Below are 16,368 nucleotides of genomic sequence, written 5' to 3'. Positions count from 1 at the left end.
TATTATAAAACCTATCCATTAGTCCAATCTATTTTTCTAGATACAAACATTACGGTTGCTAATATTATAAATAAACCAATGCTACCAACTAATAAAGCGTAGTTTTCTAATTGGATAATTACATAAATAAAGGTGTATAATGCAGTTAATGATAGACCGATAAATACAGGGAATTTAAAGGTTTTTAGAATGGATTTGGAGTAGAGTGTGATTAGCGCAATTACTGAAATTCCTGCAATGAGATATGCTTTTAAAAAATTACTGTGTTCGGAAATGGAAACGAGTAAGGTGTAAAACATGGTGAGTGCGATACCGATCATTAAATATTGAAATGGGTGAATGTTTATTTTGCTTAGGCTTTGTATGAGGAAGAAAATTAGGAAAGTTAAACCGATGACTAGGAAACCATATTTTGCGGAGCGTTCTGCTTTTTGATACTCGTCTACCATAACCATAAATTTGGTTCCGAAAGCAAAAGAGTTGAGGTTGGGGATTTTGTTGAGGTGTTGTTGTGAGAAAGCTCTATTGATATGTAGAATTTTCCAATCTGCTTTAAATCCGTCTTTTGTAATTTCTTTGGTTTCGTCATTTGGTAAGTAGTTACCAATAAAACTAGGGTCTGCCCAATTAGATGTCATGCTCATGGTGGTGGTTTTTCCTATTGGGATTAGTTCTATTTGTTTACTCCCATTAAAAGCCATGGTGATACTGAAATTAGAATTACTAGCTTCGGTAATATCTGCTGCTTTTATAAAACCAGATTCTAATACATCTAGATGGTTGTGATTGTTATTATTAGCGTCGTTAAAATTGGTTTGAAAGGAATAGGTGTTGTCGTTAAGTTTTAAAAGCATTTCACTTTTAATCCCTTTTAAGTTGGAGGTTTTAATGATAACGCTTGCTTTATCCCAAAGGATATCTTCTTTTTTAATTCCTTTAGATTCTAGATCTGTTGGAATATAGTATCCAGAAAAATCCATGTTGGTTGTAAATACAGCAGATTCAAAGTTGCCTCTGTTAAGTGTTTTGGAGTTTACGGATGCTTTGGTGTCTAGTTTTTCTGGAAATATGTATGCGTAGTTTGTATGTGTTTGTGTTTCCTTGAAATAGGTTTTTGTCTTTTCGTTATAGGTTTTTGTCTCGCTGTAGGTTTTGTAAGGCAGTTTTAAGATTGGCCCATATACTAAAACCTCATTTCCCCATTTTTGGTTTATTTCACTTACAACGTCTTGTTGCCTAAAGGAGCGTTCTTTTATTAAACTTTCTATAAAGGATAATGGTATTAATAGGATTAAGGTTAAAAAGCCAATCATGAGCATTCTTGCAGTTATAGATGTTTTCATCCAGTTGCCGAATTTGTTGGTGTTTTGTTTTTGTATTTCTTCCATAATAATTGTGTTTGTAAAGTACTTTGAATTTCAAAGTAAATAATTAAAAAAAAGGTTTTATTGTTTATGTATTAATTTTTCTAGAGCTTCTATATGTTTTTTAAAAGCAAGTCTTCCAAGTGTTGTTGTTGCATAGCGTGTGTTTGGTTTTCTTCCAATAAATTGTTTTTCTACACTTATATATTCGTCTTTTTCAAGCGCTTTGGTATGACTTGCTAAATTGCCATCTGTAACGTCCAACAATTCTTTAAGCATTTTAAAATCGGCGTACTCATTTACCATTAAAATAGACATGATGCCTAGTCTAATGCGATGATCGAATGCTTTATTTATGTTTGTTATTATGCTCATATACTTCTTGCTAGGGCAGGAATCTATTTATTTAGGTTTGGTGTTGCTCCACTTTAGTTACTTTTCCATTTTCAAAATATATGTCTAAAACGTCTGGATCCATACTAAAAAGTCCAGGAATAAATCCAATGTCATAGGCAATGTGATTTTGGTTGTATTCGTGAAAATCTTTTCCTAATAATGCTGTTATTTCTTCTTTCGTTTTTCCGATTAATATTTTGCTTTCCATTATATCTTCAGACATTTTATATCTTTCTTCGATATTTGTTTCCCATTCTTGTTTGTCAAAAGCATTGGAAGGATAATACGAAATGGAAAATATCCATAAATAAATTAATCCAAAATAAATTATAGGACTCAAAAATATAGCTGGAATTAGGGCTACTAATTTTCTGTTTTTGTCGTTTCCTAGATGTAGCTTTTTTAACACCCACTTCGATAAAAAGTAGGTTAGAATTGCTAGTATGAGAATTATTAGAATACTCATCTACTGGTAATTAATTTCATTGGTATCAATGGTTTTCATTTTCTTAAAAAGAATGGTTATACCAAAACAAATAACACCAATAAATAGAGATACTGGTATTAATATAATAAGCGCTTCATTGGTTGTTTTTCGTTTTTCTAATGCATTTAAAAAGACTTTAGATGTCTTTGTTTTTTCATCACTATTTAAAACGCCATCCTTGTCTACATCCAAATGCTCAAATTGTTGATTAAATTTTTGGTTGGAATAGTAAGTGTAAGACACGCCAATAGCATAAACTATTATGGTTGCAATTAATCCTATCTTTATTGCTTTATTCATTTCTTATCATATTTAATATACATTATGGTTCCGTAAATAATGTGTAATACACCAAAGCCAAGAACCCAAAGGAAAAACCCATATCCGGGTAATAAAGCGCAAATTAAACCTAAAATTATTTCTATCACTCCTAAATATCTAATATCTCCAATACTATATTTGGATGCATTCACTAAAGCAAGGCCGTAAAAAATAAGCATTAACGCTCCCGCTTGTCCGTACTTTTGTTGCCCAAGAATAATTAATATATAGATTCCTCCTGTAACTAATGGGATTAAAAAATTAAAGACCAATCGTCTAGAAGAACCATCCCAAATTTTCTCCTTATTCTTTTTTGCTTTTCTTGTGGTTAAAAAAATGGCAGTTACAATACTAAAAAAGGCAACTAAAGCCAAAACCAGTAAACAGGTTTTAAAAACCCAACCATCTAGAAGTAATGTGCCGTAACTATGTTTTGTTACCAACCAATATGCGGTTGCAGCACCAATAAGTGCATAGACTCCTGCTAAGATTCCCGCTAAGCCACTTAATGAAATAAAACGGGAGGATTTATTCATTAAATTTTTAATCTCACTAATGTCTTTTAAATAATCTTTGGCTTCCATGTAAAAGTACTTTGAATTACAAAGTAAGTGAAATTATTTGAATGTTTGCTTATAAATTTTTGTTAATTTTATAGAATCTAATAAAACTATGAATCCAGCAGAGCAATACATAATTAATCAACCAGAACCATATCGTTCTATTTTAATGCATTTGCAGACGGTTATAGCGCATACATTGCCAGAAGCGGAGCTCAAGTTTAAATGGCGAATTCCTTGTTACTATATAAATAACAAACCTATTTGTTATTTATATGCTAGTGCTAAAAAGGAATTTGTAGATGTTGGTTTTTGGCATGCAGCACATTTGTCTAAAAAGTACGAAGTATATTTAGTTAGTGAAAACCGCAAACTAGTAAAGTCTTTGCGCTATAGGACTTTGGAAGAAATTGAGGATACCGTTTTTATAGGAATCCTTCAAGAAGTGTATATAAACAAAGACAAAAGCTTTTATAAAAGAAAGTAAACAAAAACGACCTCTTTGTTTCCAATTTCTTTTAGTTTAAATTTGAAATTCACTCTCCTCCTTGAAAAAAGGAGGAGAGTTGCTTACTTATTTTGGGTATCTTCAATATAGTAAAGTCTACTAATAAATAGCGTAGTTATCTAAATTCTAAATCTTCCGCCAACAGAAATTACACGTTGTAGATACCAGAAATGTTGCGACGCTTTTTCACTAGTATTGCTAGTCGTTCTAATATCTGGCATATTGATGAAGCCACCTCTTAGATCAGTTTCAATAAAAAAGTATTTAAAGAAAGTAAGGTTTAGTCCAACATTTAAAGAAACACCATAACCCGCAACATGAAATTCATCGTATCTATCTTTTTGTAAAAGTGTAGTATTCGATTTAGGATATAAAACTCCAGCGCCAAAACCTTCGGTTATGTTTATTTGAAATGTATCGGTATTATTAATTTTTAGAATAGATGAAATATCATCAAATCTATTAAGCTCTAAGTACACATAATTCAAACCGTTTGTATGTTCAAATTGTAGAAAATCTTCAGAAACAAAATACGGATCTCCAGTGAATTCTTGATTAAAAATACTTCCTTCTTCATCTAAAGGAAGATCTATATAACCGCTAACATTCTTAGTTAAATCTTCTTTCATTACATACTTCATGTGGTCCACACCAAATGCAATATTGTATTTGTCAGAAATAAAATAGCCAACCTTTACATTGGTTTGAGGTATGGTCATTCTTGTCGGATTTATATAATCGATATGCCAACCTTTTGGTTTGTCTTTTGCAGAAGCATCATGAATGGTAAAGTCGTAACCTTCCCCTTGAAATCTAATATCCGATTTAGAAAATGTTTCTCTGTTTCCTCCCCAACTTAGAAAGAATTTACCTTTGTTGTTCGCAGTGTATTTTTCGGTGACAATAACATCCTCTTGCGCAATTGTAGTAGTTGAAAATAATATAAGACTGAATAGTGCTAAATATTTTAGCGTTGCATTTTTCATTAAAAAAGAAATTTGGGGTAATTATAATGCGTTTATGGTTTTTCTAATAGCTACCAAGTTGGTAAGTAATTTTTCTAGATTATCTAGATGTAACATATTTGCGCCATCACTTTTTGCATTTGCAGGATCAAAATGTGTTTCAATAAATAACCCATCTACATTATTTACAATTCCAGCACGAGCTATCGTTTCTATCATATCTGGTCTTCCACCAGTAACACCAACGCTTTGATTAGGTTGCTGTAAGGAGTGTGTTACATCTAAAACGGTAGGGGCGTATTGACGCATGGTTGGTATCCCTCTAAAATCGACAATCATGTCTTGGTAGCCAAACATAGTACCTCTATCGGTAATCCAAGCTTTATTGCTACCAGAATCTTTTACTTTTTGTACAGCGTGTTTCATGGCTTCCGGACTCATAAATTGTCCTTTTTTCAAGTTTACCACTTTACCCGTTTTTGCAGCAGCTACTACCAAATCTGTTTGTCGAACTAAAAATGCAGGAATCTGTAAAACATCGACATATTTTGCAGCAAGCGCAGCATGGCTTACTTCATGAATGTCTGTTACTGTTGGTATATCAAATTTTTCAGAAACCTTTTTTAAAATTTCTAAAGCTTTTTCATCGCCAATTCCTGTAAAGCTATCAATTCTACTTCTGTTTGCTTTTTTAAAACTTCCTTTAAATATGTAAGGTATTTCTAGTTTGTTTGTTATTTCTAATACTTTTTCGGCAATACGAAAGGCCATCTCTTCACTCTCAATAGCACAAGGGCCTGCTAAAAGGAAGAAATTATTAGAATTGGTATGTTTTATTTTTGGAATATCTTGAAGATTCATCTACTTAAATTTTAAGCGACAAAGATAATCAATTTAAAAACTTTTTTTCATACTATTTCTCATAATCCATAATGCCATAATAAAGTTGGCAGCAACAAATACGCCTCCATAAGCAACAAACTGTGTTGTAGCGTGAGAAAAGGAAATAATTTGAAGTACATCTGATAGATATGCTAATATCATATAAGAAGACAGACATACAAAAGTGATACCTAATCCGAAATTTAATCTGTTGTTCGGTTTAATTATTTGCCATAGGAATGGAATACCAAATAATAATATAGGATAGGCAGAAATACCTTCCATTTTATTAATATCTGTAAACCAATACGCAATAATAGTTAGAAAATATAGGTAAGGGATGAATTTTGAATACTTGGTAATTAGGTTCATAATGCTATTAATTTTAGTTAGGGAAAAATTATTATTCAGTTATAGTTACTTTAGGGAGTAATTAAATTAGAAAACGAAAAATAGGAAGAAAAATTACAGCATATTCCAATTATAACAAATAATTAACTAAAAAATAATCGATATGTTAAATTATGATATTTAATTTATGTGAATTAATAAAAGCGCCGCTATTTTATGGAATTAATAACCCGTTGAAAGGCCATATTTTTTATGGAAGTCATAAATAGTTTGTAAGATGTTAATTATCAAAAGAATTTAATGTACCTTTGCACGCTTAAAATAAGGCACTATTATGGCTAATATTAAAAATATCGCAATTATTGCACACGTAGATCATGGTAAAACTACATTAGTAGATAAGATCATGTACCATTGTCAACTATTTAGAGAAAACCAGAATACTGGGGACTTAATTCTAGATAACAATGACTTAGAACGTGAAAGAGGAATTACAATTACTTCTAAAAACGTATCTGTAGTTTACAAAGACACAAAAATTAATATTATTGATACACCAGGTCACGCCGATTTTGGAGGTGAAGTAGAGCGTGTATTAAATATGGCTGATGGTGTTGTACTATTAGTAGATGCATTTGAAGGTCCGATGCCACAAACGCGTTTTGTATTACAAAAAGCGATTGACTTAGGATTGAAACCTTGTGTGGTTATTAATAAAGTAGATAAAGAAAACTGTACTCCAGATGAAGTACATGAAAAAGTTTTTGATCTAATGTTTGAATTAGGAGCCGAAGAATGGCAACTAGATTTCCCAACAGTATATGGTTCTGCAAAGAACAACTGGATGAGTGATGATTGGAGAAATGAAACTACAAATGTAGAGCCATTATTAGATATGGTTATAGAGCATGTTCCTACTCCAAAATTTGAAGAAGGGACTACGCAAATGTTAATTACATCTTTAGATTTCTCTTCTTTTACAGGTCGTATCGCGATTGGTAGATTACAAAGAGGAACGCTTGTAGAGGGACAACAAGTTTCTTTAGTGAAAGCAGATGGAACAATTACAAAAACAAGAATTAAAGAAGTATTTATATTTGAAGGTTTAGGACGTAAGAAAGTAGAAAGCGTTCAAACTGGAGATATTTGTGCACTTGTAGGTGTCGAAGGATTTGAAATTGGAGATACAATCGCAGATATAGAAAATCCAGAAGGTTTAAAATCTATTGCAATAGATGAACCTACAATGAGTATGTTATTTACTATTAACGATTCTCCTTTCTTTGGTAAAGATGGAAAATATGTGACTTCTCGTCATATTAAAGATCGTTTAGAAAAAGAATTAGAAAAAAACTTAGCGCTTAAACTAGGAGAAACTGGTAGTGCCGATAAATTTATGGTTTTTGGACGTGGTGTATTACACTTATCGGTTTTAATAGAAACGATGCGTCGTGAAGGTTATGAATTACAAATTGGACAACCACAAGTAATCATTAAAGAAATTGATGGTGTTAAATGTGAACCAATTGAAGAATTAACTATTGATCTTCCAGAAACAGTATCTGGTAAGGCAGTAGAGTTTGTAACGAAACGTAAAGGGGAGTTACTAAGTATGGTTGCTAAAGGTGAGCGTATGATTTGTGAGTTTATGATTCCTTCTCGTGGTATTATTGGTTTACGTAACCAATTACTAACAGCAACTGCTGGAGAGGCTATTATGGCACACCGTTTTAAAGAATACCAACCATTAAAAGGAGATATTCCTGGACGTGTTTCTGGATCTTTAATTTCTATGGAAAACGGTACAGCAATTCCTTACTCTATTGATAAATTACAAGATAGAGGTAAGTTCTTTATTGAGCCAGGAGAAAGTGTTTACGAAGGTCAAGTAATTGGTGAGAACTCTCGTCAAGATGATATGGCTGTAAATATTACAAAAGCGAAGAAGCAAAGTAATGTACGTAGTTCTGGAGCAGATGATAAAGCGAAGATTGTACCAGCTATTAAATTTTCTTTAGAAGAAGCTTTAGAATATATTCAAAAAGATGAGTATGTGGAAGTGACACCAAACCACTTACGTTTACGTAAAATTTGGTTAACAGAAAACGATCGTAAAAGAAACAAGATTGCTTAAGCAATAGTTTTTATTATATATTTAAAAGGAATCCATTTTGGGTTCCTTTTTTTGTTTTATATACTGGCGAATTCTGGAAGTTATTAAATCTAAAAATTAAAGATACTTGTAAAGTTTAAGTTTAGTATATTTACAAAAAAAAATAATATGCATTTTTTATATTTCGATCCGGGTTTAGGAGCAATGATAATACAGGCAGTAGTTGCAGCAGTAGCTGGTGTTATATTATTTTCTAAAGGTTTATTGTATAAAATAAAAACCCTTTTAGGTTTTTCTAAAAACCAAGAAGCGGAGATGTATGATGATATTGAAATTGAAGACCAAGATTCAGAAACAAAACAATAGTTCGTGGTAGATAACAGCAAGCACGCTTCTTCTTTTAGAGATCCTTCAGGTTATATTTTTACTGAAGAAGGAGTTATTAAACGAACCATATTTCCTATATATTTTAAGCAATACAACGCATTAACAAGCACTGGGTTTTTTGATAGTTTATTTAAAAACAAATTATTAATTCCGCATCAAGAAATTTCTAATTCGGAAGATAAGATTGTTATACAGCCAGAAAATATTCCGTTTATAACCTATCCGTACGAGTGGAGTTTTAACATGTATAAAGAAGCTGCGTTGCTAACGCTAAAGCTTCAGAAATACAGCTTAGAAAAAGGTTTTTCGCTTAAAGATGCAACCGCTTTTAATGTTACTTTTCATGAAGGGAAAGCTATATTTATAGATACACTTTCTTTCGATTTCTATCAAGAGAATACACCTTGGCGCGCATATAAACAATTTATTACCCACTTTTTAGGACCATTAGTTTTGGCGCATTATCACGGTGCACAATCTATAAAGTTAATGAGTAATTTTATAGATGGAATTCCTATTAAGATGTTAGCTTCTATGCTTCCGTTTAAAACAAAAATGAATCCGTTTTTATACGCTAATATTCATTTGTTAGCAAAGTTTGAGGACAAGCATAACGAAGATTATAAAGGCGAATCTAAAGCTTCCGCATTATCTAAAAAAGGACAGTTAAACATTATACAAAGCTTGTATGATTATATTAAAAAACTGACTTTAAAAGAGCATAGTGAATGGGGGAATTACTATGATAAAACCAATTATAGTGACGATGCTTTCGTGCAGAAATCGACCATAATCAACAAGTGGATTGTAGATTTAAATACCAAGACGCTAATTGATGTTGGTGGAAATGATGGCACTTTTGTTAGAAAAATAGATGCCAATTTAAAGCAAGCTTTGGTTTGCGATATCGATAATAATGCTGTAGATTTTAATTATAAAGCCATTAGAGAAAATAAAGAATCTTTTATTACTCCTTTTGTTTTAGATGTTTTAAATCCGTCTGCAGCTATAGGTTTTCAAAATAAAGAACGCGATTCTTTTATTAATAGAATGAAAGACTTCGCTCCAGACGTTACATTAGCTTTAGCTGTAATTCATCATATGTCTTTATCGGGTAATGTAACTTTTGAAATGTCTGCGCAGTTTTTTGCTTCGTTTTCTAAGCATTTGGTCATTGAGTTTCCTAAAAGAAACGATTCTTGGGTACAACGTTTATTAAATAGTAAAGTAGATTTTAAAGACCATTTTGATTGGTATTCTTTAACTAATTTTGAAGCTGCTTATACAACCTATTTTGAGCTTATTGAAAAAAAACCTATTGCAAATAGTGAACGCGTGATGTATTTACTAAAGCCAAAAGATGTTAAGTGATTTTCGAAATAAAGTAATTTCTTTTCTCAACAGTTCAAAAGATTATCCTATACTCGCTGCAATTGCATCTGGTTTATACCCTTTGACTTTTTATTATTATAGAAATTTCACACTAATTAATTCATGGAGTCAGTTTTTGTATTTTGTGTTTTATTTTTTAATAATACCTTATGTCGTTTTTAAAATAGCATATTCATTATGTATTCGAGTCGCTTTTTTTAAACCAATAAAGAAGTTTGTTTTGCCTTTGCTTAATTTTTCTTGGTCTATTTATTTGCTAATTTATGTAACTATAGGCTTTACTTTTAAAACTGCTGTGTTTGCTTTTGTACTTGTTTTAATAGGGACTTTTTTACTCTATAGATATTTTAATAAAATAGTAGTTTTTCAATTGCTTTTAGCTGGTGTCACTTTTTTTTGGTTTTCAAATTATTTCCTTTTTAATATTAAAAACCCAAGCACATGGATAAGTCAACCTGATAGCATTGAAGAAGTCATTTTTAAAAAGAAACCAAATATTTATTTCATTCAACCAGATGGCTATGCTAATTTCTCTGAAATAGAAAAAGGCTATTATAAATTTGATAACAGTGTGTTTGAATCTTATTTAAATGCGAATGATTTTAAAGTGTATGCTAATTATAGAAGTAATTACTATTCTACTTTAAGTTCTAATAGTTCCTTGTTTGCGATGAAGCATCACTATTATAATGAACCAAGCAATAGGATTACAGAACTTTATAATGCGAGAGATGTTATTGTAGGAGAGAATCCTGTTTTACAAATTTTAAATAATAATAACTATAATACACAACTGTTAATTGATAGTTCTTATTTATTAAAAAACAGACCTCATGTTGCCTATGATTATTGCAACATAGACCCTTATCAGTTTTCTCCATTTCCTAAAGGTTTTCAGGCGCATAGGGATGTTTTTTTAGATCTGAAAACGAGAATGAAGGTTTCAAAAGAAACAAACAATTTTTACTTTATAGAAAAGTTATCACCAAGTCATATTACAATTAATAAAAACCCTGGAAACATAGCAGAGAAAGAACGAGTAGGTTATTTAGAACGACTAAAAAAAACTAATGTCTGGCTAAAGAAAGTTGTAGATTTTATAATTGCAAATGATGAAAATAGTATGATAGTAATTGCTGCAGATCATGGCGGTTTTGTTGGCATGAACACGACATTAGAAAGTAGAGCAAAACGGAATGATAGAGATTTAATTTATTCTATTTTTACTGCACAATTAGCAATAAAATGGCCAGGAAAGCCAGCTGCTTTTGATGATAAAATAAAAACACCAGTTAATTTGTTTCGGGTTTTGATTTCTTATCTAAGTGAAAATGAAATGTATTTGCAAAACCTGCAAGAAGATAAAAGTTATTTGCAAATAATAAAAGATGCACCTATTGGAGTTTATGAGTATATTAACGAAAAAGGGGAAGTAGTTTTCAATAAACACGTAAAATAATTAAAAATGTGGAATAGCTTTAGAAATAAAGTTTTTGCTTTCTTAAAAAGCGATAGGGATTATCCGATTCTAGCAGGTGTTGCTGCTGGATTATATCCTTTGTTTTATTACTATAACAAGAATTTTACATTGATGAATTCTTGGAATCAGGTTTTATTCTTTGTTACTCTATATGTCGCACTTCCAATAGGAGTCATTTATGTGCTTCATAAAATTTTTTCTAAAATGAATCTTTGGAAAAAGTACGGTAACTTCATTATTCCTATTTTAAACCTTTGCATTTTTGCTTCTTTAATTGTTTTAAGTACTTCTGGTTATAGTAGTAAAAAGATTTTATTGGTGACATTAGTGGCCTTTTTATTGGGTGTTATTTTAAAGAATCATTTTAAGAAAATTATTGTTTTTCAGTTGTTACTTGCAGTATTAGTTTTTGCAAAATTGGTGCCTCATTTCTATAAGCAAATAAACTATACAACAGCTTGGATGCAACAACCAGACGCTATTGAAGAAGTCGTTTTTGTGAAAAATCCAAATGTGTATATTATTCAGCCAGATGGATATGCTAATTTTTCGGAATTGAATAAAAGTAATTATAATTATGATAATAGTAACTTTGAATCCTTCTTAGTAGAAAGTGGTTTTAAATTGTACAACAACTATAGAAGTAATTACAGCTCTACGTTAAGTTCAAACAGTTCTATGTTTGCAATGAAACATCATTATTATAGCAATCCCAAACCAGGAATAAACGAATTTTATAATGCTCGTGATGTTATTGTAGGTGATAATCCTGTAATTTCTATATTTAAAAACAATAAGTATAGAACGAACCTAATACTTGAAAAATCGTATTTGCTACTTAATAAACCAAAGGTCGCTTATGATTTTGCGAATCTAGAAAGTAAGGATATATCGTATCTTTCTAGAGGATATGGTAATTTAAGAAATATTAATTCCGATTTAGAAATTGCTATAACGAATAATAAAGAAACAAATAATTTTTATTTTGTTGAAAAATTAAAACCAGGACATATAGCCACCTTCAAAAATGGAGCTAAAGGAAAAGATATTGGTCGGTTAAACTATTTAAAAGAGTTAGAATTTGCAAATATCTGGTTGAAGGATGTAATTCATTTAATTAATGAAAAAGATCCTAATAGCTTAATCGTGGTAGTGGCAGATCATGGTGGTTTTGTTGGTTATGACTATACTTCCCAATCGAAAGAAAAACAAATGCGGGAAGATTTGGTACGGACTATTTTTACATCGGCTTTAGCAATAAAATGGCCAAATAAAGCACCAGATTTTGATGAAAAGTTGAAAACGAATGTTAATTTATTCCGGATTTTATTCGCATATTTAAGTGATGATGAATCGTATTTAAATAACTTACAAGAAGATAAAAGTTATAATATTATAGAAAAAGGAGCTCCTTTTGGAGTGTATGAAAGAATTAACGAGCAAGGAGAAATTGTCTTTAAATTGCAAAAGGAAAGTCTGGAGAAAAAGAACGATTAACATTGTTATTTCAATTCTACATATGATAAAAAAAATAAAAAAATATATAACTGACTTTGTGAATTCAGACAAAGACACACCACTATTAGCAGGTTTAATAAGTGGATTATATCCTTTGTTGTATTTTTATTCTAACCACTTTTTTTCTAAGAATTCCCTTTCACAGCTTGTAACCTTTTTTCTAATATTTATAGGTCTTTCTGTTTTAAGTTTTGCCGTTTCTTATTTTGTGTTCAATAAAATACCGCTTCTAAAAAAGTATAGAAAGCATTTACTTTTTGTACTTATAATAGCTGTTGTTGCTACTTTATTATCTAAAGTTATTTATTTCAAAGTAATGAAAACAGCTTTAGTTATTATCTTTTTTATTGCGTTTTTGTTGTCTCTTAAGTTTTATAAATCGTACAAGAAACTTCTCGTTTTTATACTATTAATGTGCGTGTTGCCTTTATGCAAAAACGTGATTTTTTTATATGATTCCTTTAAGCCTTTACGTTGGCAAGAACAGCCAGATGCTATCGAAAATGTGCAGCTAAAGAAAACCCCAAACATATATTTAATACAGCCAGACGGTTATGTGGGAGAAGAGGTTTTAAGCAAAGCACCATATTATGCGGAAAGCGAAATATATAATTGGCTAGAAATGGAAGGTTTTAAAGTATATCCAGATTTTAAAAGCAACTATCCAGCGACTTTAACATCTAATGCTTCCATGTTTAGTATGAAACAGCATTATTTTGGAGAAGACACTTTTCCTTCCCTAGAAATGATAAACGCCAGAGATGTTATTAGTGGTCAGAATCCGGTTATTTCTATTCTGAAAAAGAACAGCTATGCCACTTTTTTAGATGTTGAAATTGAATATTTTCAGCACAACAATAGTGCTCAGAAGTATGATTATAGAAATATTAGCTTGGATGAAATTCCGATTTTCAGCCATGGTGAGAATCTAAAAAAAGATGTTTTAGTAGATTTAGAGGAAATGATGGAAATAGATTCCGAAAAGCCTAAATTCTTTTTTATAGAAAGATTAATGCCGCATCATGTGAAATTGTATGATACCATTGTAGATGTGGCAACAGAAAGAGATTGGTATTTAAATCGATTAGAAGAAGCAAATTCTTGGTTGAAAAATTCTATCGATTATATATCTAATAAAGATCCTGAAGCGATGATAATTGTTCTTGCGGATCATGGAGGAATGGTTGGAGTAGATAATTATAAGGAAAAATATACCAATGATAATCCAGTTAATATGAGCTCTATTTTTTCAGTATTGTCTGCTATAAAATGGAATGGTAATTTAGAAGCAGGTTATGACACAGAATTAAAATCGAATGTAAATCTGTTTCGAGTTTTGTTTTCTGTCTTAAGTGAGGATAAAACTTACTTAAATAATCTAGAAGAAAACGGAAGTTATAACCTAGATAATGGAAATGGTTTTTACTATTCGGTGCATCAAGCAATACAAAGTAATGGTGATTATAATTTAAAAAAAGGAACAAACGAAACTTCAAAGCGGTTAAATTACATAAATAGCTTTTAAATTAGTAAATTCAGCTTTACAAAAAAAACGAAGAAATTATTTTCACGATATATAAATATAATCCGGAATATAAAGCACTTTGGGATGGTTTTATTACCAAAGCTAAAAATGCTACTTTTCTATTTCATAGAGACTTTATAGAATACCATCAAGATCGATTTGACGATTATTCGTTACTCGTTTTTAAAAAGGAAAAGCTAATCGCTGTATTACCTGCTAACTTTGTTGCGAATAAAATACACTCGCATCAAGGTTTAACGTATGGCGGACTAGTAGTTTTAGAAACCATAAAACTAAAAGAATTTACCGAGTGTTTAAAAGCAGCTTTAAATTTCTATAAAGAAAACGGATTTGAAAGTATAGAGCTAAAAGAACTTCCGTCTTTTTATAGTCCGGTACCAAATGATGAAATGCAGTATTTGTCTTTTATTTTAAAAGCAGATTTAATTCGAAGAGATACACTTTCGGTTTTAAATGTACAACAGCAACCAAAACTATCTAAAGATAGAATAGCTGGAAATAAAAGAGCTTTAAAACAAAACTTGATAGTTAAAGAAGTAGAAACCTTCGATGCTTTTTGGAATACCATTCTTATACCCAATTTAAATGCGAAGCATGAAGCGCAACCAGTGCATAGTTTAGCGGAAGTCACCTATTTAAAAAGCAAGTTTCCAAAGCAAATTAGACAATTCAACGTGTATAAAGAAGATAAGATTGTAGCTGGAACTACTATTTTTGAAACAAATCACGTTGCACATTCACAATACATTTCTGGTAATGCTGATAAAAATTTAATTGGAAGTTTAGATTTTTTACATCTATATTTGATGCAGAAAGTCTTTGCCGATAAGCCTTATTTTGATTTCGGAATCTCGAATGAAAACAAAAGCAAAAATATAAATCAAGGATTGCAATATTGGAAAGAAGGTTTTGGTGCAAGAACCATCACTCAAGATTTTTACCAAATAGATTTTAAGAATATCGATAATTTAGATACTATTTTTATATGATTAAGTTTCTAGACTTACATAAAATGAATGCGCGTTTTGAAGTGCAGTTTCAAGAACAGTTTCAACAGTTTTTAGATTCTGGCTATTATGTTTTAGGCAAACAAGTAGCAGCTTTTGAAACCAACTTTGCAAACTATTGCGGCACCAAACATTGTATTGGTACAAGTAATGGCTTAGATGCATTGATTTTAATATTTAAAGCATATAAAGAACTTGGGTTATTACACGATAATGATGAAGTTATTGTGCCTGCAAATACATATATAGCAAGTATTATTTCGGTAATGCAAGCGGGCTTAAAACCGGTTTTTGTAGAGCCAGACTTAAACACTTATAATATTTCTGTTGCTAATATTGAAAAACAAATAACACCAAAAACAAAAGCGATTCTTGCGGTACATTTATACGGACAAATAGCAGATATGGAACGTATTAATATACTTGCGAAAAAATACGACATATTAGTTATTGAAGATGCAGCACAAGCACATGGCGCAATACATGAAAATAATAATAGAGCAGGCAATTTAAGTGATGCTGCAGCCTTTAGTTTTTATCCGAGTAAAAATCTTGGCGCTTTAGGAGATGCAGGAGCGGTGACCACAAACCATACTGCTTTAGCAGAAGTGATTAAAAAAATAAGAAACTACGGTGCTTCCAAAAAATATGTAAATGAGTTTATAGGTTTTAATAATAGGCTAGATGAAATTCAAGCCGCTTTTTTAAATGTTAAACTTCCAACGTTAGATGCAGATAATGAAATTAGAAGACAGGTAGCAAAACGTTATATTGCTGAAGTTAATAACGAAAAAGTAATACTTCCATTTTATAATAACTCGAACAACCATGTGTTTCATGTGTTTGTTGTTTTAGTAGAAAACAGAGACCATTTTATAACGTATTTAAACCAACATCAAATCGAAACTTTAATGCATTATCCTATTGCTCCACATAAACAAGAGGCATTTAAAGCATTTGAGTCATTAGAATTACCAATAACAGAAGAAATTCATAAAAACATTGTAAGTTTACCTATGAGTCCTGTTCTTACAAACGACGAGGTAACCCAAGTTATTAAAATTTTAAACGACTATTAATTGAAAATATTA

The 16,368-nt window shown here is 30.9% G+C and carries 17 protein-coding genes; 9 read left to right on the top strand and 8 right to left on the bottom strand.

Annotated features, from left to right (window positions below; genetic code table 11):
• Window positions 1–11: 11 nt before the first annotated feature.
• The 5 genes from creD to ACVCZW_RS01770 are packed head-to-tail and all read right to left on the bottom strand — an operon-like array spanning window position 12 to window position 3,152.
• Window positions 12–1,388 carry a cell envelope integrity protein CreD gene (gene creD / locus ACVCZW_RS01790; RefSeq protein ID WP_452231505.1) on the bottom strand — a complete coding sequence of 459 codons (1,377 nt, stop codon included), beginning with the start codon at window positions 1,386–1,388 and terminating at the stop codon, window positions 12–14.
• Between the two features lie 57 nt (window positions 1,389–1,445).
• The gene (locus ACVCZW_RS01785; RefSeq protein WP_452227919.1) at window positions 1,446–1,739 is read right to left on the bottom strand and encodes a winged helix-turn-helix domain-containing protein; all 294 of its coding nucleotides are present in this window, start codon (window positions 1,737–1,739) and stop codon (window positions 1,446–1,448) included.
• A 31-nt stretch (window positions 1,740–1,770) separates the two neighbouring features.
• Window positions 1,771–2,226: a hypothetical protein gene (locus ACVCZW_RS01780; RefSeq protein ID WP_452227920.1), complete on the bottom strand. Its 456-nt coding sequence runs from the start codon at window positions 2,224–2,226 to the stop codon at window positions 1,771–1,773.
• Window positions 2,227–2,547 (bottom strand): hypothetical protein, encoded by a 321-nt coding sequence (locus ACVCZW_RS01775; protein WP_452231504.1) that lies wholly within the window; start codon window positions 2,545–2,547, stop codon window positions 2,227–2,229.
• A complete protein-coding gene (locus ACVCZW_RS01770) occupies window positions 2,544–3,152 on the bottom strand; it encodes a hypothetical protein (protein ID WP_452227922.1) in 609 nt (202 codons plus the stop codon). The genes ACVCZW_RS01775 and ACVCZW_RS01770 overlap by 4 nt, the downstream gene beginning before the upstream one ends.
• A gap of 88 nt (window positions 3,153–3,240) precedes the next feature.
• Here ACVCZW_RS01770 and ACVCZW_RS01765 point away from each other — a divergent pair, with 88 nt between their 5' ends.
• Window positions 3,241–3,615, top strand: a complete 375-nt coding sequence (locus tag ACVCZW_RS01765) for a DUF1801 domain-containing protein (RefSeq protein ID WP_452231503.1) — start codon at window positions 3,241–3,243, stop codon at window positions 3,613–3,615.
• Window positions 3,616–3,755: 140 nt separating this feature from the next.
• On the opposite strand, the gene ACVCZW_RS01760 is transcribed toward ACVCZW_RS01765, so the two are convergent.
• The 3 genes from ACVCZW_RS01760 to ACVCZW_RS01750 are packed head-to-tail and all read right to left on the bottom strand — an operon-like array spanning window position 3,756 to window position 5,855.
• Window positions 3,756–4,622 carry a hypothetical protein gene (locus ACVCZW_RS01760; RefSeq protein WP_452231502.1) on the bottom strand — a complete coding sequence of 289 codons (867 nt, stop codon included), beginning with the start codon at window positions 4,620–4,622 and terminating at the stop codon, window positions 3,756–3,758.
• A 21-nt stretch (window positions 4,623–4,643) separates the two neighbouring features.
• On the bottom strand, window positions 4,644–5,462 hold the full coding sequence (kdsA, locus tag ACVCZW_RS01755) for a 3-deoxy-8-phosphooctulonate synthase (RefSeq protein ID WP_452227925.1): 819 nt from the start codon (window positions 5,460–5,462) through the stop codon (window positions 4,644–4,646).
• Window positions 5,463–5,495: 33 nt separating this feature from the next.
• Window positions 5,496–5,855 (bottom strand): hypothetical protein, encoded by a 360-nt coding sequence (locus tag ACVCZW_RS01750; protein ID WP_452227926.1) that lies wholly within the window; start codon window positions 5,853–5,855, stop codon window positions 5,496–5,498.
• A 313-nt stretch (window positions 5,856–6,168) separates the two neighbouring features.
• Between ACVCZW_RS01750 and typA the strand changes: the two genes are divergently transcribed.
• The 8 genes from typA (at window position 6,169) to ACVCZW_RS01710 (ending at window position 16,356) form a co-directional block, all read left to right on the top strand.
• Window positions 6,169–7,968: a translational GTPase TypA gene (gene typA, locus ACVCZW_RS01745; protein ID WP_452227927.1), complete on the top strand. Its 1,800-nt coding sequence runs from the start codon at window positions 6,169–6,171 to the stop codon at window positions 7,966–7,968.
• Window positions 7,969–8,115: 147 nt separating this feature from the next.
• A complete protein-coding gene (locus tag ACVCZW_RS01740; protein WP_452227928.1) occupies window positions 8,116–8,313 on the top strand; it encodes a hypothetical protein in 198 nt (65 codons plus the stop codon).
• Between the two features lie 3 nt (window positions 8,314–8,316).
• A complete protein-coding gene (locus ACVCZW_RS01735) occupies window positions 8,317–9,705 on the top strand; it encodes a class I SAM-dependent methyltransferase (protein ID WP_452227929.1) in 1,389 nt (462 codons plus the stop codon).
• Window positions 9,695–11,185 carry a hypothetical protein gene (locus ACVCZW_RS01730; RefSeq protein WP_452227930.1) on the top strand — a complete coding sequence of 497 codons (1,491 nt, stop codon included), beginning with the start codon at window positions 9,695–9,697 and terminating at the stop codon, window positions 11,183–11,185. Before ACVCZW_RS01735 ends, ACVCZW_RS01730 begins: the two co-directional genes overlap by 11 nt.
• A 6-nt stretch (window positions 11,186–11,191) precedes the next feature.
• Window positions 11,192–12,703, top strand: a complete 1,512-nt coding sequence (locus ACVCZW_RS01725; protein ID WP_452227931.1) for a hypothetical protein — start codon at window positions 11,192–11,194, stop codon at window positions 12,701–12,703.
• Between the two features lie 460 nt (window positions 12,704–13,163).
• Window positions 13,164–14,249: a sulfatase-like hydrolase/transferase gene (locus ACVCZW_RS01720; RefSeq protein WP_452227932.1), complete on the top strand. Its 1,086-nt coding sequence runs from the start codon at window positions 13,164–13,166 to the stop codon at window positions 14,247–14,249.
• A gap of 419 nt (window positions 14,250–14,668) precedes the next feature.
• Window positions 14,669–15,259 carry a hypothetical protein gene (locus tag ACVCZW_RS01715; RefSeq protein WP_452227933.1) on the top strand — a complete coding sequence of 197 codons (591 nt, stop codon included), beginning with the start codon at window positions 14,669–14,671 and terminating at the stop codon, window positions 15,257–15,259.
• A complete protein-coding gene (locus tag ACVCZW_RS01710) occupies window positions 15,256–16,356 on the top strand; it encodes a DegT/DnrJ/EryC1/StrS family aminotransferase (RefSeq protein ID WP_452231501.1) in 1,101 nt (366 codons plus the stop codon). Before ACVCZW_RS01715 ends, ACVCZW_RS01710 begins: the two co-directional genes overlap by 4 nt.
• Window positions 16,357–16,368 lie beyond the last annotated feature (12 nt).

It is taken from the genome of Lacinutrix sp. MEBiC02595 (genome assembly GCF_053601555.1).
This window is presented reverse-complemented; position numbering and strand designations above follow the sequence as displayed.

What these genes read in the sequence shown, in the direction of transcription:
- creD (WP_452231505.1), bottom strand. Translation starts at nt 1,388, where the DNA reads ATGGAAGAAATACAAAAACAAAACACCAACAAATTCGGCAACTGGATG.
- ACVCZW_RS01785 (WP_452227919.1), bottom strand. Translation starts at nt 1,739, where the DNA reads ATGAGCATAATAACAAACATAAATAAAGCATTCGATCATCGCATTAGA.
- ACVCZW_RS01780 (WP_452227920.1), bottom strand. Translation starts at nt 2,226, where the DNA reads ATGAGTATTCTAATAATTCTCATACTAGCAATTCTAACCTACTTTTTA.
- ACVCZW_RS01775 (WP_452231504.1), bottom strand. Translation starts at nt 2,547, where the DNA reads ATGAATAAAGCAATAAAGATAGGATTAATTGCAACCATAATAGTTTAT.
- ACVCZW_RS01770 (WP_452227922.1), bottom strand. Translation starts at nt 3,152, where the DNA reads ATGGAAGCCAAAGATTATTTAAAAGACATTAGTGAGATTAAAAATTTA.
- ACVCZW_RS01765 (WP_452231503.1), top strand. Translation starts at nt 3,241, where the DNA reads ATGAATCCAGCAGAGCAATACATAATTAATCAACCAGAACCATATCGT.
- ACVCZW_RS01760 (WP_452231502.1), bottom strand. Translation starts at nt 4,622, where the DNA reads ATGAAAAATGCAACGCTAAAATATTTAGCACTATTCAGTCTTATATTA.
- kdsA (WP_452227925.1), bottom strand. Translation starts at nt 5,462, where the DNA reads ATGAATCTTCAAGATATTCCAAAAATAAAACATACCAATTCTAATAAT.
- ACVCZW_RS01750 (WP_452227926.1), bottom strand. Translation starts at nt 5,855, where the DNA reads ATGAACCTAATTACCAAGTATTCAAAATTCATCCCTTACCTATATTTT.
- typA (WP_452227927.1), top strand. Translation starts at nt 6,169, where the DNA reads ATGGCTAATATTAAAAATATCGCAATTATTGCACACGTAGATCATGGT.
- ACVCZW_RS01740 (WP_452227928.1), top strand. Translation starts at nt 8,116, where the DNA reads ATGCATTTTTTATATTTCGATCCGGGTTTAGGAGCAATGATAATACAG.
- ACVCZW_RS01730 (WP_452227930.1), top strand. Translation starts at nt 9,695, where the DNA reads ATGTTAAGTGATTTTCGAAATAAAGTAATTTCTTTTCTCAACAGTTCA.
- ACVCZW_RS01725 (WP_452227931.1), top strand. Translation starts at nt 11,192, where the DNA reads ATGTGGAATAGCTTTAGAAATAAAGTTTTTGCTTTCTTAAAAAGCGAT.
- ACVCZW_RS01710 (WP_452231501.1), top strand. Translation starts at nt 15,256, where the DNA reads ATGATTAAGTTTCTAGACTTACATAAAATGAATGCGCGTTTTGAAGTG.